20 protein-coding genes, 1 tRNA gene and 1 pseudogene are annotated in these 20,051 nt (G+C 71.2%); 10 read left to right on the top strand and 12 right to left on the bottom strand.

Going from position 1 to position 20,051, the window contains the following annotated elements:
• Together C1A38_RS08760 and C1A38_RS08755 are read left to right on the top strand one after the other, a co-directional pair.
• Positions 1-349: cellulose binding domain-containing protein (locus C1A38_RS08760; RefSeq protein ID WP_199180138.1), on the top strand; the 349-nt coding region annotated here is incomplete at its 5' end.
• Between the two features lie 217 nt (positions 350-566).
• On the top strand, positions 567-1,760 hold the full coding sequence (locus tag C1A38_RS08755; RefSeq protein ID WP_102657320.1) for a sporulation protein: 1,194 nt from the start codon (positions 567-569) through the stop codon (positions 1,758-1,760).
• Positions 1,761-1,909: 149 nt separating this feature from the next.
• Here the strand turns inward: C1A38_RS08755 and C1A38_RS08750 are convergent, their stop codons facing one another.
• Complete coding sequence (locus tag C1A38_RS08750; protein WP_102657319.1) at positions 1,910-2,284, bottom strand: hypothetical protein; 375 nt, start codon at positions 2,282-2,284, stop codon at positions 1,910-1,912.
• Positions 2,285-2,604: 320 nt separating this feature from the next.
• Here C1A38_RS08750 and C1A38_RS08745 point away from each other — a divergent pair, with 320 nt between their 5' ends.
• Positions 2,605-3,006, top strand: coding sequence for a hypothetical protein (locus C1A38_RS08745; protein ID WP_102657318.1), 402 nt, complete (start codon positions 2,605-2,607; stop codon positions 3,004-3,006).
• 94 nt (positions 3,007-3,100) lie between these two features.
• Here C1A38_RS08745 and C1A38_RS08740 read toward each other — a convergent pair whose 3' ends face one another.
• From C1A38_RS08740 to C1A38_RS08730, 3 genes are all read right to left on the bottom strand, one after another.
• Complete coding sequence (locus tag C1A38_RS08740) at positions 3,101-5,389, bottom strand: HelD family protein (protein ID WP_102657317.1); 2,289 nt, start codon at positions 5,387-5,389, stop codon at positions 3,101-3,103.
• Positions 5,390-5,543: 154 nt separating this feature from the next.
• The gene (locus tag C1A38_RS08735) at positions 5,544-7,538 is read right to left on the bottom strand and encodes a tetratricopeptide repeat protein (protein ID WP_102657316.1); all 1,995 of its coding nucleotides are present in this window, start codon (positions 7,536-7,538) and stop codon (positions 5,544-5,546) included.
• Positions 7,539-7,606: 68 nt separating this feature from the next.
• Positions 7,607-8,068, bottom strand: coding sequence for a MarR family winged helix-turn-helix transcriptional regulator (locus C1A38_RS08730; protein ID WP_102657335.1), 462 nt, complete (start codon positions 8,066-8,068; stop codon positions 7,607-7,609).
• Positions 8,069-8,117: 49 nt separating this feature from the next.
• Here C1A38_RS08730 and C1A38_RS08725 point away from each other — a divergent pair, with 49 nt between their 5' ends.
• Positions 8,118-8,639, top strand: coding sequence for a VOC family protein (locus C1A38_RS08725; RefSeq protein ID WP_102657315.1), 522 nt, complete (start codon positions 8,118-8,120; stop codon positions 8,637-8,639).
• A 64-nt stretch (positions 8,640-8,703) separates the two neighbouring features.
• A complete protein-coding gene (locus tag C1A38_RS08720; protein ID WP_102657314.1) occupies positions 8,704-9,564 on the top strand; it encodes a hypothetical protein in 861 nt (286 codons plus the stop codon).
• Here C1A38_RS08720 and C1A38_RS08715 read toward each other — a convergent pair.
• Positions 9,539-10,042: a potassium channel family protein gene (locus C1A38_RS08715; protein ID WP_102657313.1), complete on the bottom strand. Its 504-nt coding sequence runs from the start codon at positions 10,040-10,042 to the stop codon at positions 9,539-9,541. The two genes, C1A38_RS08720 and C1A38_RS08715, sit on opposite strands and share 26 nt — an antisense overlap.
• A gap of 121 nt (positions 10,043-10,163) precedes the next feature.
• A complete protein-coding gene (locus C1A38_RS08710; RefSeq protein ID WP_013732429.1) occupies positions 10,164-10,343 on the bottom strand; it encodes a DUF4236 domain-containing protein in 180 nt (59 codons plus the stop codon).
• Between the two features lie 245 nt (positions 10,344-10,588).
• Between C1A38_RS08710 and C1A38_RS08705 the strand changes: the two genes are divergently transcribed.
• Positions 10,589-11,215, top strand: coding sequence for a flavin reductase family protein (locus C1A38_RS08705; protein WP_102657312.1), 627 nt, complete (start codon positions 10,589-10,591; stop codon positions 11,213-11,215).
• A gap of 13 nt (positions 11,216-11,228) precedes the next feature.
• On the opposite strand, the gene C1A38_RS08700 is transcribed toward C1A38_RS08705, so the two are convergent.
• Positions 11,229-11,684, bottom strand: a complete 456-nt coding sequence (locus tag C1A38_RS08700; RefSeq protein ID WP_102657311.1) for an RrF2 family transcriptional regulator — start codon at positions 11,682-11,684, stop codon at positions 11,229-11,231.
• A 61-nt stretch (positions 11,685-11,745) separates the two neighbouring features.
• Positions 11,746-12,636, bottom strand: a complete 891-nt coding sequence (locus tag C1A38_RS08695; protein ID WP_102657310.1) for a helix-turn-helix domain-containing protein — start codon at positions 12,634-12,636, stop codon at positions 11,746-11,748.
• Between the two features lie 190 nt (positions 12,637-12,826).
• Here C1A38_RS08695 and C1A38_RS08690 point away from each other — a divergent pair, with 190 nt between their 5' ends.
• Positions 12,827-13,603 (top strand): glucose 1-dehydrogenase, encoded by a 777-nt coding sequence (locus C1A38_RS08690; protein WP_102657334.1) that lies wholly within the window; start codon positions 12,827-12,829, stop codon positions 13,601-13,603.
• A 121-nt stretch (positions 13,604-13,724) separates the two neighbouring features.
• On the opposite strand, the gene C1A38_RS08685 is transcribed toward C1A38_RS08690, so the two are convergent.
• Positions 13,725-14,156 (bottom strand): SsgA family sporulation/cell division regulator, encoded by a 432-nt coding sequence (locus tag C1A38_RS08685; protein WP_007457244.1) that lies wholly within the window; start codon positions 14,154-14,156, stop codon positions 13,725-13,727.
• Between the two features lie 300 nt (positions 14,157-14,456).
• Between C1A38_RS08685 and C1A38_RS32565 the strand changes: the two genes are divergently transcribed.
• Together C1A38_RS32565 and C1A38_RS08675 are read left to right on the top strand one after the other, a co-directional pair.
• Positions 14,457-15,131, top strand: coding sequence for a TIGR02611 family protein (locus tag C1A38_RS32565; RefSeq protein ID WP_377680322.1), 675 nt, complete (start codon positions 14,457-14,459; stop codon positions 15,129-15,131).
• A 50-nt stretch (positions 15,132-15,181) separates the two neighbouring features.
• Positions 15,182-15,253, top strand: a tRNA-Val gene (locus tag C1A38_RS08675).
• 75 nt (positions 15,254-15,328) lie between these two features.
• Here C1A38_RS08675 and C1A38_RS08670 read toward each other — a convergent pair.
• From C1A38_RS08670 to C1A38_RS08660, 3 genes and pseudogenes are all read right to left on the bottom strand, one after another.
• Positions 15,329-16,549 (bottom strand): tyrosine-type recombinase/integrase, encoded by a 1,221-nt coding sequence (locus tag C1A38_RS08670; protein WP_102657308.1) that lies wholly within the window; start codon positions 16,547-16,549, stop codon positions 15,329-15,331.
• Positions 16,549-16,746, bottom strand: a complete 198-nt coding sequence (locus C1A38_RS08665) for an excisionase family DNA-binding protein (protein WP_102657333.1) — start codon at positions 16,744-16,746, stop codon at positions 16,549-16,551. Before C1A38_RS08665 ends, C1A38_RS08670 begins: the two co-directional genes overlap by 1 nt.
• Positions 16,743-18,288: pseudogene (locus C1A38_RS08660) on the bottom strand (replication initiator). Before C1A38_RS08660 ends, C1A38_RS08665 begins: the two are co-directional and overlap by 4 nt.
• A 1,098-nt stretch (positions 18,289-19,386) precedes the next feature.
• On the opposite strand from C1A38_RS08660, the gene C1A38_RS08655 reads away from it, so the two are divergent.
• Entirely contained in the window at positions 19,387-19,620 is a 234-nt protein-coding gene (locus C1A38_RS08655) for a hypothetical protein (RefSeq protein WP_102657307.1), read from the top strand.
• Positions 19,621-20,051: the final 431 nt, after the last annotated feature.

The following is a 20,051-nucleotide window of genomic DNA, read 5'->3' as shown; positions in this document are numbered from 1 at the left end:
CACCTCGCCCCCGCCGACCACGCCCCCGCCGGTCACCCCGTCGCCGGGCGCCGGCTGCACCGCCACGTACGCGATCACCAACCAGTGGCAGGGCGGTTTCCAGGGCGATGTACGGGTGACCGCCGGGCTCAACGCCATCAACGGCTGGACGGTGCGGTGGACGTACGCCAACGGCCAGTCGGTGACCCAGTCGTGGAACGCCACGGTCAGCACCAGCGGCTCGACGGTGACCGCCCGTAACGTCGACTACAACGGCCGGCTCGGTGCCGGTGCCAGCACCAGCTTCGGCTTCATCGGCGGCTGGGCCGGTACCAACTCCGTACCCACGGTGACCTGCACCGCGAGCTGACGACCCCGGTGGCCGGGTCCGGGAGGACCCGGCCACCGGCGGGGTTGCTCCCGACACCGCAACACCGCCGAGCGCCGCGCCCGGTGGGGCTGTACCGACCGCTTTTGCTGTGTGTCGTGCCGGTTTTCAGCGACCTCACAGCGGCAGTCGATAGGGTGCCAGCGTCAGCGTCCGCTCCTCAAGGGAGACCGGGCACCAGACCCCAGCGGGAGTACCGATGGTCTTCAAGAAGATGTTGAGCGCGCTCGGGGTGGGCGGTCCCAGTGTGGACACCGTCCTGGCCAATCCGCATACCCGGCCAGGGCAGCCCCTCGACGGCCAGGTCAACCTGACAGGCGGGGAAGCCCCGGCGAACATCGAGCACATCGCCGTCGGTCTGGTCACCCGGGTCGAGATCGAGAGCGGCGACAGCGAGTACGCCGGGGTCATGGAGTTCCACCGGCACCCGATCAGCGGCGCGTTCCAGCTCGCACCCAAGCAGCAGCTCTCCATCCCGTTCCAGCTGGTGGTGCCCTGGGAAACCCCCATCACCGACGTGTACGGCCAGCGGCTGCGCGGCATGACGATGGGGCTGCGCACCGAGCTGTCCATCGCCCGTGCGGTCGACAAGGGCGACCTCGACCAGGTCAGCGTGCACCCGCTGCCGGTGCACGAGCGCATCCTGGAGGCGTTCCTCCAGCTCGGCTTCCGGTTCAAGTCGGCCGACCTGGAGCGTGGTCGCATCCACGGCGTACAGCAGACGTTGCCGTTCTACCAGGAGATCGAGTTCTTCGCCGCGCCGCAGTACGCGCAGACCATCAACGAGCTGGAGCTGACCTTCGTCACCAACCCGCACGGCGTGGACGTGGTGCTGGAGTGCGACAAGCGCGGCGGCTTCCTCAACCCGGGTCACGACGTCTTCGGCCGGTACCAGGTCTCGCACGCCGAGGCCGACCGGCCGGACTGGGTGCAGGTCGTCGACGGCTGGCTGGGTGAGACGGTCGGACGGTACGGCAGCATGCGCAGCCAGCACTTCGCTGCGCCCGGGTACGGCCCGCCGCAGGGTTACGGTCCGCAGCCGGGCTACGGCGGCGCGCCCGGCTACCCGCCGCAGGGTGTGCCACCGCAGGGGTACCCGCCGCAGGGCTACCCGGCCCCGCACGCTGCCCAGGGTTACCCGCAGCAGGGTTACGGCGCTCCGCCCGGATACGGCCCGCCCAACAAGTACGGCCACCCGCAGCAGCACCACCGCAGCGGCCCCGGCATGGGCGGGATCGTCGCGGGCGCGGCGCTCGGCGCCATGGGCGGCATGGTGGCCGGTCACATGATCGGCAACGCCCTGGAGGGTGGCGAAGAGGAGATCGCCGAGGCCGCCGGTGACTTCGGTGGCGAGGACTTCGGCGGCGACTTCGGCGGCTTCGAGGAGTTCTAGGAGCCGACGGCCTCCCGGTCGAGCCGGGGTGCAGATCAGGCGACAGTGGACGGTGGCCCTCCGGGATCGTTCCCGGAGGGCCACCGTGCGTCATGCTCGGGGCTCAACGCCCGCTGGGGCTGTCTGCTACGCCCGCTGGGGCTTCCCGATCAACGCCCCCGCTTACGCTCCTCGGCCGAACGCTTGGGGCTACCGGCCTTGGCCAGGCCACGGCTACCCAGGTAACCCAGGGTCAGCAGGGTGATGAAGAACCACGCCTGGCCCGGGTTGTTCAGGTTCAGGCCGTTGGCCGTCGTGCCTCGCCAGAACGCTGCGATCACCACAGCAGCCACGGCCGCCGCGTAGATCCAGAATTCCGTCGTCAGGAACGACTGCTTGGTCTCCGTACCGGGCGCCTGCGCCGGCTCCCGATGACCGTCGTACGCCGGCATCTGCCGGGTGGGCATGTCCTGCATGGCCTGACGATGCTGAACGTCCTGCGCCGGACGGTTCATCGGCCTGGTGGATGCAGCCTGCGTGCTCATCTGTCCTCCTCAGGATGCGATGAGTCCTGCGATCCCTCGCCCCGCTACCGCGTTTCGGCCACGGCACGGTTCGCGTACTGGCGGGGGCACGACGGGTCTACCCGGTGGCTCGACAGCAGTAACCCCGGAACCGCCGGCCAGACCCGTCCGGTGTCCACCTGTGGCCGGCATCGCGCCGACTCCGCCGAATGTCCGGTCCCGCCTCGCGTCACCTGTCCTGCCGGTCGGGTGTGAAGGCTGTTCGAGCAGCGGGTCCGGGGTTTGTCCGGGTGGTCGCCGGGCACGCTTCAGGGATCGACACGTGAGCGAGGTGATGGATCATGCGTGAGGACGACCTGCGACAGGACGCTGCCCGTCGGGCCGAGGAGCGGCTCACCGCCGGCGTGTACGGCGAGGGTGCGCTGGACGAGGTGACGGTGCCGCCCACCGACGTGAACAGCGCCATCCAGCGCGATGACCCGGACGATCCGGCGAAGGTGCCGATCGACCCCAACGTGCTGCGTGACGGCGGTCCGACCCGCGGACAGGGTGCGATCACCACCACCGGAGGTACGGCCGGTCCGGCGAGCGTACGGCGGGTGGCCCGCCAACCGGAGCGCCACCGGGGCAAGGTGGCCCCGACCACCACGGGTGACGCCACCACCGGTGGCATGAGCACTCCACGCGGCGGCTCCACAAGCGACCAGTCGACCCCCGCCACCCACGTCGGCAACTTCGACTGACCCACCCGCCCCACCCACCCCGCCCCACGGCACCGATCATGAGGCGGCGACGTGCAGATCGCGCCACCTCATGATCGACCGAGGGTGGGGTGGGTCAGGGGGTAGGGGTGAGGGTGGTGAGGTGCTGGGTGGCCCGGGTGAGGGCCACGTAGAGGTCGCTGCGGCCTCGGGGAGACTCGGCGACGATCTGGTCGGGGTCGACCACGATGACGGAGTCGAATTCGAGGCCCTTGGCTTCGGCGACGGTCAGGATGACCACCCGGCTCTCCAGGTCGGGTTGTTCGCCGACGGTGGCTTCGGGAAGCGCCGTGGTCACCGTCGCACCGAGGTCGTCGACGCGGGCGGCCGGCACGATCACGCCGAGGCGTCCGTCGGTGAGTGCGGCGGCCTCCGCCGTGACGATCTCGACCAACTCCGCCGGCAGCCGGTCGGCCGGGGCGTGGCGAGCGACAGGCGTACGGCCGCTGGAGCGTACGGCGCGGGGTGGTTGCAGGGTCGGGTCGATCTCGGCCAGCACCTCCGCCGCGACCGCCATGATCTCGGCCGGGGTGCGGTAGCTGACGGTCAGCTCCGTCAGCCGCCACCTGTCGGCCACGTAGGGCGCCAACGCCTGCGCCCACGACGGGGTGCCGGCCAGCGCGCCGGTCTGCGCCACGTCACCGACGATGGTCATCGACCGGCTCGGGCAGCGGCGCATCAGCAGCCGCCACGCCATCGGGCTGAGTTCCTGCGCCTCGTCGACGATCACATGGCCGAACGCCCAGGACCGGTCGGCCGCCGCCCGCTGTGCGGTGGTCAGCCGGTCGGCTTCCTCCTGACGTTCGAGCAGCTGGTCGGCGTCGAGCAGGTCGGTCACGCCGAGGATCTCACCGCCGTCGGCCTCGTCCTCCACGTCGATCGACCGGGAGCCCCGGGCGATCTCCAGCACGCCCTCGGCGTACTCGCGTTGCATGGCGCGCAGGCGTTCCCGGCGGGCGGCGGCGGCCCGATCGTCCTCGCCGAGCAGCTCCGCCGCCTCGTCCAGCAGCGGCACGTCGGCCGGAGTCCAGCCGCCCGGTTCGCGGTGCAGCGCGGCCCGCTCGTCGGCGGTGAGCATCGGCGCGGCGGTGGCGATCCGGTCGGTGTCGGCGTACAGGTCGGCGAGCAGGCGTTGCGGGGTGAGCACCGGCCACAGTTCGTCGAGGGTGGCGCGTACCTCGGGCTCCTCGCGCAGTTCCCGGCGAATCTCGGCGAGGTCTGCTTCCTCGAGCAGGTTCTCCCCGCCGAGCGGGTCGGCGCCGATGCGTTCGGCGACCTGGTCGGCCAGCGCGTGGATGATCTCGATGTCGAAGACGGCGCGGGCCAGGTTGTGCGGCCGGCCGCTGCGGCGGGCCCGGTCCCGGGCCGCCTGCACGGTCGCCGGATCGAGCACCAGGATCTCCCGCTGCGGCAGTTCGATCTCCAGCGGCTCGTCGGGCACCCGCTGCCGGTCGCGTACCGCGTTGGTCAGGACCTCGACCATCACCGGCCGACCCTTCACGGCCGCGGTGGTGGCCGGCTCCGCACGCCGCGCGTTCACCCCGGGGAACAGATCGGCCTGGGTACGCAGCAGCACGCCCGTCTCGGCCAGCGCGGGCAGCACCTGGGAGATGTAATGCAGGAAGGTGAGGTTCGGGCCGACCAGCAGGACGCCGCGGGTCGACAGTTCCCGCCGGTGGGTGTAGAGCAGGTACGCCGCCCGGTGCAGCGCCACCGCCGTCTTGCCGGTGCCGGGGCCACCCTGCACCACCATCACCCCGGGCAGGTCGGCGCGGATGATGCGGTCCTGCTCGGCCTGGATGGTCTCGACGATGTCGCGCATCCGCCCGGTACGGCCGGCGTTCAACGCGGCAAGCAGCGACGCCTCGCCGGTCAACTCCTCGTGGGCGGTGGGGGAGGCGGTGTTCAGGTCGAGCACCTCGTCGTTGAGGCCGATCACCTTGCGTTGCCGGGTCCGCAGGTGCCGCCGCCGCCGGATGCCCTGCGGGTTGGCGGCGGTGGCGAGGTAGAAGGCGCGGGCGGCCGGGGCGCGCCAGTCCATCAGCAGCGGATCGTAGTCACCGTCGGTGTCGAAAATGCCGATCCGGCCGATGTAGTGGCGTGCGCCGTCGTCGGTGTCCAGCCGGCCGAAACACAGACCGTTCTCCACCGCCGAGAACTGCTCGACCTGGTCGGCGTACATCCGTACCGCGCTGTCGCGTTGGGAACGGGCCTGCAATGTGCCACCGGTCAGCCGCAGTTCCTCGGTCAGCCGCTGCGACGCCTGCTCCCGCAGGCCGTCCAGGCGCTGGTAGAGCATCGAGACGTACTCCTGCTCGCGGCCGATCTCGTCGTCGGACGGCGAACCGTCGGAGTGCCTTGACAATCCGTCTCCCAATTGGCTAGTCTCCGAGATAGGAACGGCTTTTATCGCCGTTCTTTTTGTTGCCTGAACGGATAAAGATACCGCGCCGGGCACCGACGAAACCAGTCGGCGGGTGACCGTCACACCCTCGCGTGCGCGGCCACGGCGGTGACCGTCAGCTACGGTCGGTGCAGACCTGCTCCGAGCGGGCCACCACGTCGGTGGACCAGGCGACCGCCACCGTGAAGCAGTAGTCGAGGCTGCGGTTCAACCCGTACACCACGAAGCTGTCGGTGCCGGCGGGCAGATCGGCGAACGGGCTGGGCGGCTGCCCCGCCCGGCCTCCGGAGACGATCACCGGCCCCTCGCTGCCGGCCGGGTATTCCCAACTCAACGTCACGCTGTCCCGGTTGTCGCGCAACGCGAGCCCGGTGGGCGGGGCACCGGGGGAGATGGACGCCTGCGGCGCCGTGGTGACCGGCGCACTGCCCGGGACGCCGCTGGTGGCGGGCGCGCCCGGGTCGGTGCCGCTGTCGAGCCGGGACATCCCGGCGATGACCGCGGCGGTCCCGAGCAGCACCACGGCCACCCCGGCGGCCACGATCGGCACCATCCGGTTGGGCTGGCGCGGGGTCGGCGGGGCGGCGCGGCGCACCGGCACCGGGAGCAGCCGCGACGGCGGCCCGGACTGCGGCGGCTCGTCGACCCGACGCAGCCGGTAGACCCCGGGCGCCTGCGGCGCGGGCCCGGTCAGGCCCACCACGCTCGGCGGGACCGAGGTGCTCCGGTCGGCGTACGGGTCGGCCGCCCCCGCCGTCCGCCCGCTCTCGTCGGCATACGGATCCGCCGCGGCATACGAGTCCCGGTCGGTGCGGTACGGGTCCGGTGCGGCGTACGGGTCCGGTGCGGCGTAGGGATCCCGGTCGGTGTACGGGTCCGCGGCGGTGTCCGGGTACGGGTCGGCATACGGGTCCCGGGCGGTGTCCGCGTACGCATCGGCGTACGCGTCCCGGTCGGTGCCGGGGTACGGGTCGGGGTGCTGGTCGGTGGTCGGTGGCGTCCACCAGTCGTCCGGTGGACCGGCCGGGCCCTCGGCGGGCTGGCGTGGCGTGGGGACCGGCGAGGCTGCGCCGGCAGGTGGTGGGCTCCCCGGGTGGTACCCGTGGCTGGGGTGGTAGCCCTCGACGGGGTGCTGTTCCTCGACCGAAGGGTGGGACGTCGCCGGATCCTGCTGCGCCGGCCACCCCGAGTCGTCAGCGGGCCAGGCCGGACCGTCGGCGGGAGGACCGTCAGTGGGCCAGGCCGGATCGTCAGCGGGCGGACCGTCAGTGGGCCACACCGGACCGTCGGCGGGCGGGGCGGTGGCGGGCTCCGGTGGGTCGACCGGCCACTGTGGTGTCGGTGGGGTGTCGCCCGGCGGTGGGGTGCGGGCGGCCGGCACGACCGGGTCCTCGTTGCTGACCGGCGGGTTGTCGGCGCAGACGTGATCCGGGTTGGCCGCGGCGCGGGCCAGGGCCGCCACCTGTGCGGTCAGCGGGTCGTCCGGGGCCAGGTGCTGGCGGCTCAACTCGCGGGCGAGAGCGAGGTTGTCGTGTGCCTCGCTGAACTGCCCGCAGTCGCGTTGCATGGAGCCGAGCCGGGCCAGCATCTTGATTCCGCTCGGGTGACCGTCGCCGTATACCTCGCGGTGCAGTTCCCAGGCGTCCTGCAGGCGGTCGCGGGCGACCTGGCACTGGCCGCGGGCGTACTCCACGGTCGCCAGGTCGGCGTGCGCGGCCAGCACCCGCAGTGACTCGGGGCCGTCGGTCGCGGTGAGTTCGATGATGACTTCCTGGTAGAGCCGCGCGGCTCGGGACCAGCTGCCGACCCGATGCAGCACCGCGGCGAGGGTCGCGGCGGCGGCGACCGTACGCGGGTCTGAGCGGCCGTGCAGACCGGTGGTGGCGGCGTACGCGAAGGCGGCCCAGCCTCGGGCCGAGTGTGGTTCGCCGAGCGCGACCAGGACGCGGGCATGCAGGCTCGCCGCCTCGGCCAGCTCGGGTGTGGCGTGGGCCGGGCGCGGGTCAGCGCCGGTCAACGCGTCGGCGAGCAGCCGTTGGGCGCCGGCGAGGTCGCCGGCGGAGACCAGGTCGTGAGCCTGATCAGTCAGTTCACCGAAGCCGGAAGGCACGCCCCATCGTGCTCATCCGACGACGTTATGTACAAGTCCCGCGCCGTAGCGGTTCGGTCAGGATCCGGTCATGGCTGGTTCAGGTGATCGGTCAGCGCCTCGCTGATGCGCCGCAGCTGGTCCACCTGAGCTGGGCTGAGTGCGTCGAAGAGGTGTCGGCGTACGCCTTCGACGTGGCCGGGCGCGGCGGCGGCCAGGGTGGCGAAACCGTCGTCGGTGAGCCAGGCGATCTGCCCACGTCGGTCGGTCGGGCAGTCCTCGCGGCGCACCCAGCCGGCCGCTTCGAGCCGGGTCACCGCGTGGGACAGCCGGCTGCGGGAGGAGCCGGTGACGTCGGCCAGTTCGCTCATCCGCAGCCGACGCTCGGGTGCCTCGGAGAGCCGGACCAGGATCTCGTAGTAGGCGTGCGGCATCCCGGCGTCGCGTTGCAGTTCACGGTCGAGGGTGTCCATCAACGCCCGGGAGGCGGCCAGGAACGCACGCCAGGTGCGCTGCTCGTCCGGATCAAGCCAGCGGGTCATGACCGCCATCATAGTCGAGGTAGTTGAACGCTCAATCAAATCGCGCTAATGTCATGGCATGGGAATCCACCGCCTCAACCACGCCGTGCTCTACGTGAGCGATCTTGACCGCAGCGTCGCGTTCTACCGCGACGTGCTGGGCTTCCGACTGGTCCCGATGACCCCGAAGGGTTTCAGCGGCGCCGCCTTCCTCCAGGCGCCCGGTTCCACAAACGATCACGATCTCGGCCTGTTCGCCCTCGGCGCGCAGGCCCGTCCCTCGACCGCCGGCCGCACCACCGTCGGCCTGTACCACCTGGCCTGGGAGGTGGACACCCTCGACGAACTGGCCGAGACCGCCCGCCGGCTGACCGCAGCGGACGCCCTCGTCGGCGCCTCCGACCACGGCACCACCAAGAGCCTCTACGGTCGGGACCCCGACGGACTGGAGTTCGAGATCGTGTGGCTGGTGCCCGCCGACCGGCTCGACGACGCCGCGCTCGCCGCCCGCACCCGCATCGGCCGGCTCGACCTGTCCGCCGAGATCGCCCGCTACGGCGGCACCACCCGCGGCGGCGTCGGCATCTCGGTCCCCGTCTGACCACATCACCCCCTCAGTGGCCCCTGACCGGCCGCAGCCGGGTTCGGTGGGGTAGAACGGGAGGGTGGTGGGTCTGCGGGTCTGGGAGCGGTATCTGGGTGGGTGGTTGACCGGGGCGTGCCAGCGCGCCCGGCGGGCCACCCTCGCCATCGTGTACGCCGGGGACGACGCCCGCCCGGCCGAGATCGCGCTGCGGGTGATCGGCGAGCACGGCGACCGGCTGCGCGGCTGCCGGCTCTCCGTGCTGGTGCTGGCCGACGGCACCGAAGACCTGCCGGCCCGCCTCGGTGCCGTCGAGGCCCAGCTGCCGCCACAGGTGGCGGTGCACCTGATGCCGGGCGCTCCCGGCGCTCCCGGTCGACTGTCGGTGGCGCTGCGGGCGGCCGGTGCCGCCGGTGCCCCGGTCCTGTCCTACCTGGGCGCCGGGGGAGCGCTGGACCCGGCGGCGCTCTCCGCCGCCGCGACCGGCCGGCCCGCCGAGGCGCTGGTGTTCTCCGGCGCGGGCACGTCGCTGCGGCCGGCCCTTGCCGACGCCGGGTTCCCGCTGGTGACCGAGGTGGAATTGGTCGACACCGCAGGGCGGATCGGGTTCGGCACCGGCTCGGACCGCAACCTGGAGGCGCTCAAGGAGGCGGTGTGGGCGACCGGGGCGGCGCTGCGTGACCCGGTCGGCGCGCCGCTGCGAGCCGACCTGCCGGTGGACGTCGCGCCGCTGGCCGGTGTGCTGCTTGCCGAACTGGTCCGGCACGGCCCGCGTACGGTCACCGAACTGCGCCGGCACGCGGTCACCGACACCGCCTACCGGGCGACGGACGCGGTCCGGGCGTTGACCGGACTGCTCGACACGGGGCAGGTGAGCCGCGATCCGCAGCAGGGCCGCCTCGGTGGCGACGTGCTGGTCACGGCCGTCCGGTCAACTGCCTGACCACCAGGGACACCCCGGTGGCGATCACCCCGATGCTGAACAGCATCTGCACGATGACCAGCCCTCGGGCCAGTTGACCCTCGGCGTGCACGTCGCCGTAGCCGACGGTGGTCAAGGTGGTCAGCGCGAAGTAGAGCGCGTCGATCCGGGTTTCCAGGTCGACGAACTGTGCCGGGGCGGCCCGGGCCACGACGAAGTCGGCGAGGGCGAAGGCGAGCAGCCCGGCGACCAGGGCTATCGCCAGGTGCGCCAGCGACCGGGCCTCCCGGGCCGGTCCGGCGACGAGTTGGCGACGCACCTGGCTGGTCACCAGCCAGGCCACCGCGCCCACCATCGACAGGGTGAGGCCGAGGCGTACGCCGATCCGCGCGGTGTTGAGGTCGGGCTCCACCGGTATGACGAAGTAGGTCACCAGCAGCAGGGCACAGGCCAGCCCGGCCCGCCGAAACTCCTTCGGATGGTCCGGTTTCTGTGGCATCTCTCCATTGTCTGATTTGGCCTGTCGCGCATCGGGTCGATCGGTCATTTCCCCTGCCGGGACATGGAGTCCCGACAGCAGGGCGGGGCACCGGACCGGTGCCCCGCTCAACCTCGGAACCTCACGCCTGGGACTTGTCCTGTTTCCAGGACAGCGGGCCGGGTAGGTCAACCCTGTGCGCCTTGGCCCGCGAGTTCCAGGACCATCGTCCGAGCTTGATGCTCCAGGACGAGAAGCCGTTCTGGGTGAAGTTCAGGATCAGCGGCCCGAACTTCTTGCGCTTGCGGAACATCAGACCCATTGCGGGCCTCCCTTCGTCGCGTCCCCTGCGCGCTCGAAGATGCCCGTAACGCCCACGCGGCAAACGCCGCTCATCTCCAGTGGAGGCCGTCGCCTCACCACAACCCGAATATCCCATTTATCAGATGGGTTTTGCCAAGCAGTCAATGCTGCTTGGATCGATGTTGTGGGGAGCTGGCGGCATCTGTCTCACATTTTGATGGTGCCGGGAGCTCGCTCGATCTCGCGCACCGGAGAGGACCCCTCATGCAACACCCCGCACCTCTGCGCGCCAGCAACACCATCCTGCCGCGGCGCGACATCGACACCGGCGTGAGCACCGCCGGGCGGGACCGCGTCGACCAGTTGCGACCGGTGGATCGGGATCTGTTCGACCGGCTGCGGCAGCAGCAGGTCGGCACGGTCACCGTGGTCACCGCGATGGCCCGGAACAGTCGGTCCGCCTGCCTGGGCGGCCTCGGCGCGACACCACGAGCCGGCTTCACCACGACCAGCTTCACCACCGTGTCGCTGGACCCGCCACGGGTGTCGTTCAGCCACGACACCGCCGCGCCCAGCGCGCCGGTGCTGGACCGGGCCGAGCACGTCGCCGTACATCTGCTCGCCGCCAACCAGACCGAAGCGGCGACCGTCTTCGCCACACCCGGCATCGACCCGTTCGCCGCGTACCCCTACTGGGAGGCCGGCCCGTTCGGGCTGCCGCTGCTGACCGGCGTGCTGGGCCGACTGCTCTGCCGGGTGGTGCACCGGATTCCCGTCGGCGACCACACGCTTGTCGTCGCCGAGCCGCTGGCGCTCTCCGTCGGTGTCGACGGAGACCCACTGCTGCACCGGCCCGGCGGCTACGTCACGGCGGCGCCGGCCATCGGGTGACGGCGGCGGCGGATCAGCGAGGCTCCCAGGCGTCGGGTTGGGTGGTCAGCCGTCGCACGTGGGCGGGCAACCGCCCACCGAGCACGTCCGCCAGGCTCACCTCGTCGACCACCCGGCGCAGTGAGGCACGGACGGCCACCCAGAAGCCGGGCAGGTGCTGCGCCACACCCTCGTAGCTGGTCTCCTCGGGACGCAGACCCCGTACGCCGGCCAGCGGCCCCTCCACCGCCCGCAGCACCGCGCCGACGGTCACCTCCCGGGGCGGCCGGGCCAGGGCGTAGCCGCCCTCCGCCCCGCGCTGGGCGCGGACGACACCGGCCCGACGCAGGTCGGCCAGCACCGCCTCCAGGAACTTGCGCGGCATGTCCTGCTCCGCGGAGATGGTCTGGGTGGACAGCAGTGCCGGGTACGCGGCCGCCAGGCTCAGCGCCGCCCGTACCGCGTAGTCGCCACGCGCGGAGATCTGCACCCTGCCATCATGCCCAATCCGTCCCGCCGGCAGCGCCGCCGGGCCGGGTCGAACTCGTTCGTCACCCCTGGTGACTGTCGCTCCGGGCGTCGACCGGGGTACGCGGACGGACCATCGGACCCGGTCCGCGTTGGTCGCGGGCGGCGCGGAACGAGCCCGGACTGACCCCGACCTCGCGGGTGAAGAACCGACCGAAGTTGGTCGGCTCGGTGAAGCCGAGCTGTCGACCGATCTGCGCGATCGGCTCGTCGGTGGCTGCGAGCAGCCGACCGGCCTGAAGCGCCACCCGCTCGTCGAGCACCTGTTTCGCGCTACGCCCGGTCACCGCCAGGCAGGCCCGGGTGAGCGTACGCACCGAGCAGCCGAGCCGGTCGGCGTAATCCTCGACCCGACGGCTGTGCGCGAACCCGATCTCGACCTCGCGCCGGAAACGCTGGAAGGTGACCTCCTCCGGACGCGACGGCCGCCAGTCGCCGTTCGGCAGCATGCTCAACCGCAGCAGCAGCACGGTCAGTTGATGGCGCAGCAGGCTCCGACCGGCCGGAGTGTCCCGGTGCCGGCGGGCGTCCACGGTCAACTGGCTCACCTCGTTGATGACCGCGTCCTCGTCCTCCCCGGCGAGCTGGAACCAGGCCGGCCCGTCGTCGTCGGCGACGTCCAACCCGTGCAGCGCCTCCGGGTGCCAGCGGATGACAGTGGCGTCCAGGTCGGGCAGGGCGCAGCGCAACACCTGGCCGGGGCGTACCCGCAGCAGCGTGCCGGGCCGACACGGCAGCGGACGGAAGTCGACCTCGGCGTACCCGTGACCGCTGGTCGCCAGCACGATCAGCTCCCGGTCGAGCAGCATCGGCCGGCGCCACCGTGGGTCGGGCGCGAGACTGCAGAGCGTGACCGTTTCGATCTCGCCAGAGGGATCGAGCCGGGCGGGGGAGAGGTGACCGGGAGCGACCATCACCAGCGACGTTAGCCCGACAGCCAGCGGTATGCATCTTCTCCGGCCCGCGCGTCCGCGTCTCCGTGCCGGCTTGTCGCGGCCGGACGCGACGACTAGGTTCCGATCGATAGCGACCCGGCCGCGGTGCTGCTCGCGCGGGCCCGGGTCGCCGATCCCGGCCGGCAGGCCGGCCTGCGAGAGGATGGGCATGACCGATCTGTTCTCGGTCCACGGCAAGACGGTCCTGGTCACCGGCGGGACGCGGGGGATCGGGCTGATGATCGCCCGAGGCTTCGTCGAGGCCGGCGCACGCGTGATCATTTCGTCCCGTAAGGCGGAGGCCTGCGCGGCGGTGGCCGAGGAACTGTCCGCGTACGGCAGGTGCGAGGCGATCCCCGCCGACCTGAGTCGCGACGAGGCCGCCCAGGCGCTCGCCGAGACGGTACGCGAGCGGGTCGACACCCTCGACGTGCTTGTCAACAACGCCGGCGCGACGTGGGGCGCACCGCTGGAGGAGTACCCGGAGAGCGCGTTCGACAAGCTCTGGGCGATCAACGTCAAGGCCGTCTTCCGGCTGACCACCGCACTGCTGCCGGTGCTGCGGGCCGCCGCCACCGACGACGACCCGGCCCGCGTGATCAACATCGGCTCGGTCGACGGTCTGCGGGTGCCGTCGATGGAGGTGTACGCCTACTCGGCGACCAAGGCGGCGGTGCACATGCTGACCCGCAGCCTGGCCCACCAGCTGGCCGGCGAGCGGATCACCGTCAACGCGATCGCGCCCGGCCCGTTCGAGAGCAGGATGATGGCGTTCGCGCTTGACGACCCGGGGTCACGGGCCGCCATCGAGTCGCAGGTGCCACTGGGACGAATCGGTCGACCCGAGGACATGGCGGGCACCGCGATCTACCTGGCGTCGCGGGCCGGCGCCTACCTGACCGGTGCGGTGATCCCTGTCGACGGGGGCATCACCACGCACGGCTGAGCCGGCGACCGGGCGGGGGATCCGGGTGCGTGGACGATGGCGGGAGGCTGCCCGCGTACCGTCGGACATGCTGGGGCCGCGCGGACCCCGAAGGTCTGCGCGGCCCTGGCGTGGGTCGTGGTCAGCGCCCGGCGAGCAGCCGGTTGACCGCGGTGTCGACGTCCAGGTGCTCGGCCTCGCGACCGCGCGGAACGACGACGTAGGTGCGCCGCAGGAACCGCACCAGCACGCTGCGCGGCACCTCGAACAGGGCGTTGCCGTCCGGCGACGACAGCGCCAGCGCGACGAAGTCGCCGCGCGGAGTGGCCCATGGCCAGACCCGGACGTCGCCGATGCCGGCCGGTTCGTCGAGCCCGGTGACCAACAGCTCGCGGGCGAACGACCAACTCACCGCCTCGCCGCCAGCCGATTCGGCATGGAACAGGACATGGACCGCATACGGGTCAGCAGGGTCGTAGCGCAGACTGGCACGCACCGGCAAGGCGGTGGCGTCAGGCGCGACTAGCCTTAGCGACGTCTCGACCTCAACGGTCGTCGGTCGGATGACACTCATGGACGTTCTCCCCCCGGCACCGCGTGCGGAACGCGCGTGTCCCGCTTTTCCCATACTCAGCCGCTACTCCTGGCTACGCTCCGCCATACGCTGACTTCACCCAGTGGTGGGAAGGGGGTCGGAAAGGCCACGAGAATGTGAAAATTCATCTAGGATTTCCGGTTCTGCCCAGTGCGTAGATCCCGCCCGGCATCGGGTGGTTCAGTCGTCGACTTACTCCGGTAACGTCCAGTCGGCCGTTACAGTGACGGGCCCGCGCCACACTAGGTGGTGAAATGGCCGCTGAGTGATCCTGAGTGGATCCCACGGCACGGCGGATCCGTCGATCGTCGCGATCCGCGAGACGAACAGCGGGGGTACGGGGTGCCAGAAAAGCAGGAGGGCCAGCGCGGCCGGTCAACAGCCGAACGCCGACCGACAGGCGGCGACCGCAGCCGCCGCAATTCACGCCGCCCTGCCAACGGGCAAGCTCCCGCCCGACGGGGTAACCACCCCCTCATGCAGGATGAACGAGTGCAGGCGAGCCGGGCCGTACGGCGCGAGAGGAGGGGAGTCACCATGCCGGAACGACGTGACCCACCCCGCTGGCGCCGTCGGATATCCACCACTCTCGCACTGATCCGATCCAACCCCACCGGCCGACTCGCCCTGCGGGTCATCATCGGGGTGCTCGGCGCCCTCGTCGTCGCCGTCGGCATCCTGCTCATCCCGCTACCCGGCCCCGGCTGGCTGATCGTGATCGCCGGCCTCGGCATCTGGGCCGTCGAGTTCCACTGGGCCAAACGCCTGCTCACCTTCACCCGCCGCCACGTCCACGGCTGGGCCAACTGGGTGAAGCGACAATCACTTGCCGTACGCTTCCTGCTCGGTGCCGTCGGCATCGTCTTCGTCGGCGCAGTGGCCCTGATCTCGATCAAACTCAGCCTCGACATCGACGTGATCGCCCAGGTCATGCACTACTTCGCGACGCACTGACCCCGGGTTCGCGGTCCGGTCGCACGATCGGGTAGAGTCATCCGCGCTGAGGGCGATTAGCTCAGCGGGAGAGCGCTTCGTTCACACCGAAGAGGTCACTGGTTCGATCCCAGTATCGCCCACGCAGCTCAGGCCACTTCCCGGCTCCGGGAGGTGGCCTTTCTGCTGCCCGTACAGCAGCGAAGTACAGCAGTTCGTCATCGGGTCAGGGACTCACCGAGCCGCTTGAGGGCGTCTCTGGTCGCCTGCGAGGAGACCTGCGTGTAGATCTCCATCGTTACCGAGAAGCGGGCGTGCCGGAGGATCTGCATGGCTACTCGCGGGTGGACGTCGAGGTCGGCCAGGAGGGTGGCACAGGTCCGCCGCGCGTCGTGGACGGTGATCGGCTTGACTGCCGCCTTGTCGCAGCGGGTCTGCCAGGAGCGTTGGAAGTTGCGCGGCTCGATTGGCGTGCCGTAGCGGGTGGTGAAGACGAGGTCGTTGTCGTGCCACGCCTTACCGGCCGTCGCTCGTGCGTCGTCGCGTTGGTGTTTGCGTAGTCGGAGTGCGGTCAGGCAGATGTCGGGCAGTGGGAGGGTGGCGTCGGACGCCTGGGTCTTGGTGTCGCGGTGCAGGAGCTGCCCGCGTACGCGTTGGAGCTGGCGGCCGATGGTCAGCTCCCCGGCGTCGAGGTCGACGTCGGCCCAGGTGAGACCGAGGGCTTCGCCTTTGCGCAGGCCGGTGACGAGGACCAGGGCGTACGCGGCGTAGAGCGGATCGGAGTCGGCGCGAGCCGATTCGAGGAAGCGGCGTGCCTCGTCGCTCGACCAGGACTTGCCGCGGCGACGGCGGACGGTGGCCAGGGTGACCGGCACGGCCGGGTTCCTGGTGATGAGGTCTTCGGCCTGAGCGTGGGTGAGGGCGGCCCGTAGCGCGGCCCGGACGTCGCTGACCGTGCGTGTCGACGGGACCGCCTGGCAGCACCGGCCGACCGCGCAGCAGCGGCGCATTTCCTTGCGGCGGGCGGCGTCCTTGCCCTGGGCGCAGCACTGGCAGGTGCGGGCCACCTGGTTCAGCCAGGTCTGCACGTCCCGCGCCTGGAGCCGATCGAGCCGCTTTCCCCCGAGGCCGGGGACGATGTAGCGCCGGACGAACGTCTCGTAGGTGGCGAAGGTCAGCGGCGCCCGGTTCGGCTCGATGATCTCGGTCAGCCAGTAGGCGAGGAAGCTGCCCACGGTCGGCACGCTTGTCGCCACCGGTCCCGCCTTGGCCTGCTGGTGCAGTTTGATCCACTTGTCGTGCACGGCGTCGCGGGTCTTGCCGTAGACGTACTTGCGGGTCCGCTTCCCGTCCGGCTTGATGACCCAGACGTACGCGGCGAAGCCGTTGCGGTACGGGAAGATCGACCCTTCCCCGTTGGCGCGGGAACGTCCGGGCATCAGGCGGCCTCCTGCCGTTCGACCTGGTCGCGGATGTAGTCGTCGACCCATTCGGGGAGGATGCGGCGGTACTTGCCGTCCTTGATGGAGCGCAGCTCGCCGGTGGCGATCTTCATCTTGACCTTGGAGATGCCGAAGCCGAGCAGGACAGCGACCTCGGCGGGGGAGTACCAGCGCGGGGTGAGGGATCGGTTCACGCCGCCACCCCCGACCACAGCTCGTGGGCGAGTTCCTCCCGGCCGACGCGGCTGCGTTCCCGGTGCTGGGCGGCGGCGGTGTTGGCGAGCAGGGCATCCCCGTCGGTCAGCCACCCGGAGCCGACGAAGGCCAGGGTGCCGACGGTGACGGAGCTGTCATCGGCGCGGCGGTAGGTGGCGCGGGTGTCGCGGAGCAGCCCGAAGGTGACCGAGTACCGGCGGGCCTTGGTGAGGAAGTGACCGCCGTAGCCGAGCATGTGCGCCCACCGCCGCAGCCCGGCGTAGACATCGGGTGTGGTGTCAAGGCCGCCTTGACGGTCCTCGTCCTGGGCGACGGTGTCGCTGGTGCGGTGCCGGGTGGGGCGGCCGAGTCGCCAGCAGGCGTCGATGAGCCGGGCCAGGTGGTCGCCCTCCGGATCGGCGTAGGCGTCGACGCTGTCCGGGGTGAGCCGGGTGGAGCAGTGGCCCGTGACCTCGGTGGCCTTGGTGGCGTACTTGGCCAGGTAGGCGGCCACCCTGGCGTCGGTCACGTCCCCGTCGCCGGTGCCGATACGGCGCACGTCGACCTGCTCACCCCAGGCGATCGACCAGCCCTGCGACCGGTCGGGATGCGGCGGGGTAGCGAAGGTGATCTGCCCGGCAGCGGCGTGCACGGCGGCAAGGAGGTCGTCCACAGTGATCCCGACCGGCGGCGGGACCAGGGCGTGCCGGTCGTCGGGGTCGACCCCGTCGAGGCGCAGCAGGATGTGAAAGTGCACAGCGCCCCGGCGCTGCATCTCGGCGACCTTCCCGTGCGACACCCGCACCGGCGGCACCCGCCGAACCCGGCCGGAGTCCGTGACAACTTCGACCCTCGGGATGCCGCGTCGGCGGCAGAGGGCGGCAAGGTACCGCTCGACGGCCTGCTTGGTGCGTCGCCACAGCTCACCGGCGAAGACGTTCCAGACGACCTGGTGATCGTGGTCGTAGCAGTCCAGGCAGAGCGGCCGACCGAGCTGCGGATCAGCGGAGTCATGACGGGCGAAGCACGCCACCGGGCCGCCCGTGCGGGCAGGTGACAGCATCGCGGCGGGCGTGGCAGGGGGCCGGTCGGCAGTCGCAGCGCCGCCGGTCGGCACAGGTGTGCCGAGGTACGTGCCGGTGGTGGACCGCGCCGAACGACGGCGCGGTGAAGGTGGCGAAGACGACCGGATGCCGCGCCACCGAGGCAGGGACCGTTTTGCCGCCGGTCAGACCGCAGCGGACGACCTGGAAGGCGTCACCGGCGTAGACCCAGGAGCAGTCCGGGCACTGGGCGGCACGCCGATTGCCGCACGCCTTGTAGAGCACCCGATCGGGCAGCTCGTCGGTGTGCTGCTCGGCCAGGACCCGGCCGGTGCCCCGGTCGACGGCGGTCATGGTGCCAGTCAGCCGGATCGGACGGGCACAGCCCCCGGCGGTCCGGGTGTGCTCCAACCAGCCGAAGTAGTCGGGGGTGGTGGCCCGGTGCAGGGCCTGGGCGTCACGCCCGGCGGCGACGCCGGGACGGTGCAGGGTGGACACGGTCTCTCTCCTCAGAGCGGGTGGCAGGGACGGGCGACGAATCGCCACCGGTCGTCGGAACGCTGTACGTCGGTGGTGTTCGTGGTGTCTCCTGGCACCGCCGTGGAGGGCGGCTGACGCCGGAGGGCGGGTGTGGCCGACCGCCGTTGAGGCGCGGTCCGGTTGCCGTGCTGGTTCATGCCGGGACGGGTGGGGTGCCTGAAGGTCGGCATCCGGCGGGTTGCCGCAGGCGAGCCCCACCCGTCGAAGAGCGAATCCGGGCCATCGTGACGGCGGGAAGGCCGTGCTGGGCCACTCAGCGGATTCCGGGCCGACATCGCGGCCAGCGTGATCGAGAACCGGCGGGACGTGGCCCGCATCAGCGGCAGGAAGGCCGCTCAGCATCTCCGTGGTCGAGCCCAGCGATCCGGCAGGAAGGCCGCACTGGCGTGCTCGACGACCGCCAGAGTAGCACCGGGTACCGACGCGTCAACCCGTCGTGAATCGCGCTGGCCCGAGGAGGGACGGCCGGCTGCCGGCCGGTGTGGGAGGACTTTCTGTACGTCTATCAAGGCGGCCCTGAACGGGCCGCACGCGCCGCCGCCTGGGCGCGCGTCCGTCGCTCCGCTGGCGCTCCGACTCCGGCCACGCAACACGCCCGGCGGCTGGCGCGGAGAGCGGGAAGCCCGGGGGGGCCGCCGCAGACGGGACGGGTGTGGAAGTGGTAGAGATTCGTCGCCGGCAGCCGGCCGCGCCGCGCCGGGGCGACGCGGCGCAGGGGAGGGCACGCCGGGTCCGCGTGGCAGGTCGCGGCGGGCGGAGCGGTTGCGGTTACTGCGCCTCCGGCGGGGGCGCAACGACTCCAGGATGGCCGGGGCTCCGTCTGCGGGTCACGGTCCGTGGGTGGTTGCGCGGGCCATCCCGCCAGCCGACGACCCGGGCGAGCCGAGCAGACCACCGCCCGACCCGCCAGCGTCCGACCGTGCGTCAAGGTCCGCTTGACGTGGCGGGCCGGGCGGTGGCCCGCTCCCCAGACGGGCGGGTCGGCGGCAGACGGGATGGCTTGGAGGGGCGCAAGCGGTGAAGCAGATCCACGGTGGAGGCCGGTAAGATCGTTTGATGAGTCAGTACGCCTACGCCCAGCTCTTCACGTACTCCAAGGACGGCTTCCGCACGGCGGCGTTCATTGGGCCGGACGGCCGACAGGAGGAGTGGACTGCCGAGAGCTACGACACCGTTCACCTCAACAAGGCCGCCGACGACGGATGGCGCGTCATCAGCGTGCAGGCCAACGAGTCGGACAACTCCACCTACCTGCTGGAGAAGCAGGTCCGCTCGCGGCCGGGGTTCTGAGGCACACGCCCGGAGGGTGACCAACTGAGTGACTACGGCGACGAACGGCAGCGGACGTCTACGGACTCTGACGGAACGTCGCCGCAGCTACGTCACAATCGCGGGCCAGGTCCCCGGTTGCTGGTCATTCCTTCGGGACGAAGCAGCGGGCGAGGGCGGAGCCCCCGCTGATCATGCGGGTTGGCCATGTCGGAGAAATCGGATCGGCCCCGCCTTGGCCACCGCCACGGCTCTCCACACACTGTCACCGTGCTGGCCACATCAAATGTAATGATCGTGAAAGGAGCTGCGGATGTCGACTGCGGCTCCTTTCACGATCATTAGTGATGCCTTTGTCGTTCCCGGTCGACCAATCGATTAGCTCGCCGGCACCACTGTCGTGTCGATTTGCGGGAGCGATCCGGCTGGAAGCAGCACAAACACCATGATCA

This window comes from Verrucosispora sp. ts21, assembly GCF_002879555.1.
Lineage (GTDB): Bacteria > Actinomycetota > Actinomycetes > Mycobacteriales > Micromonosporaceae > Micromonospora > Micromonospora gifhornensis.
The sequence above is the reverse complement of the archived record's forward strand: the minus strand, read 5'-3'. Positions and strand labels throughout refer to the sequence as shown.

Bases quoted from the DNA above. Each gene is read 5' to 3' on its own strand.
- C1A38_RS08685 (WP_007457244.1), bottom strand. From the start codon at position 14,156: ATGAGTGTCATCCGACCGACGACCGTTGAGGTCGAGACGTCGCTAAGG.
- C1A38_RS08725 (WP_102657315.1), top strand. From the start codon at position 8,118: ATGGGAATCCACCGCCTCAACCACGCCGTGCTCTACGTGAGCGATCTT.
- C1A38_RS08655 (WP_102657307.1), top strand. From the start codon at position 19,387: ATGAGTCAGTACGCCTACGCCCAGCTCTTCACGTACTCCAAGGACGGC.
- C1A38_RS08710 (WP_013732429.1), bottom strand. From the start codon at position 10,343: ATGGGTCTGATGTTCCGCAAGCGCAAGAAGTTCGGGCCGCTGATCCTG.
- C1A38_RS08750 (WP_102657319.1), bottom strand. From the start codon at position 2,284: ATGAGCACGCAGGCTGCATCCACCAGGCCGATGAACCGTCCGGCGCAG.
- C1A38_RS08730 (WP_102657335.1), bottom strand. From the start codon at position 8,068: ATGGCGGTCATGACCCGCTGGCTTGATCCGGACGAGCAGCGCACCTGG.
- C1A38_RS08715 (WP_102657313.1), bottom strand. From the start codon at position 10,042: ATGCCACAGAAACCGGACCATCCGAAGGAGTTTCGGCGGGCCGGGCTG.
- C1A38_RS08755 (WP_102657320.1), top strand. From the start codon at position 567: ATGGTCTTCAAGAAGATGTTGAGCGCGCTCGGGGTGGGCGGTCCCAGT.
- C1A38_RS08705 (WP_102657312.1), top strand. From the start codon at position 10,589: ATGCAACACCCCGCACCTCTGCGCGCCAGCAACACCATCCTGCCGCGG.
- C1A38_RS08690 (WP_102657334.1), top strand. From the start codon at position 12,827: ATGACCGATCTGTTCTCGGTCCACGGCAAGACGGTCCTGGTCACCGGC.
- C1A38_RS08670 (WP_102657308.1), bottom strand. From the start codon at position 16,549: ATGCCCGGACGTTCCCGCGCCAACGGGGAAGGGTCGATCTTCCCGTAC.
- C1A38_RS08745 (WP_102657318.1), top strand. From the start codon at position 2,605: ATGCGTGAGGACGACCTGCGACAGGACGCTGCCCGTCGGGCCGAGGAG.
- C1A38_RS08695 (WP_102657310.1), bottom strand. From the start codon at position 12,636: ATGGTCGCTCCCGGTCACCTCTCCCCCGCCCGGCTCGATCCCTCTGGC.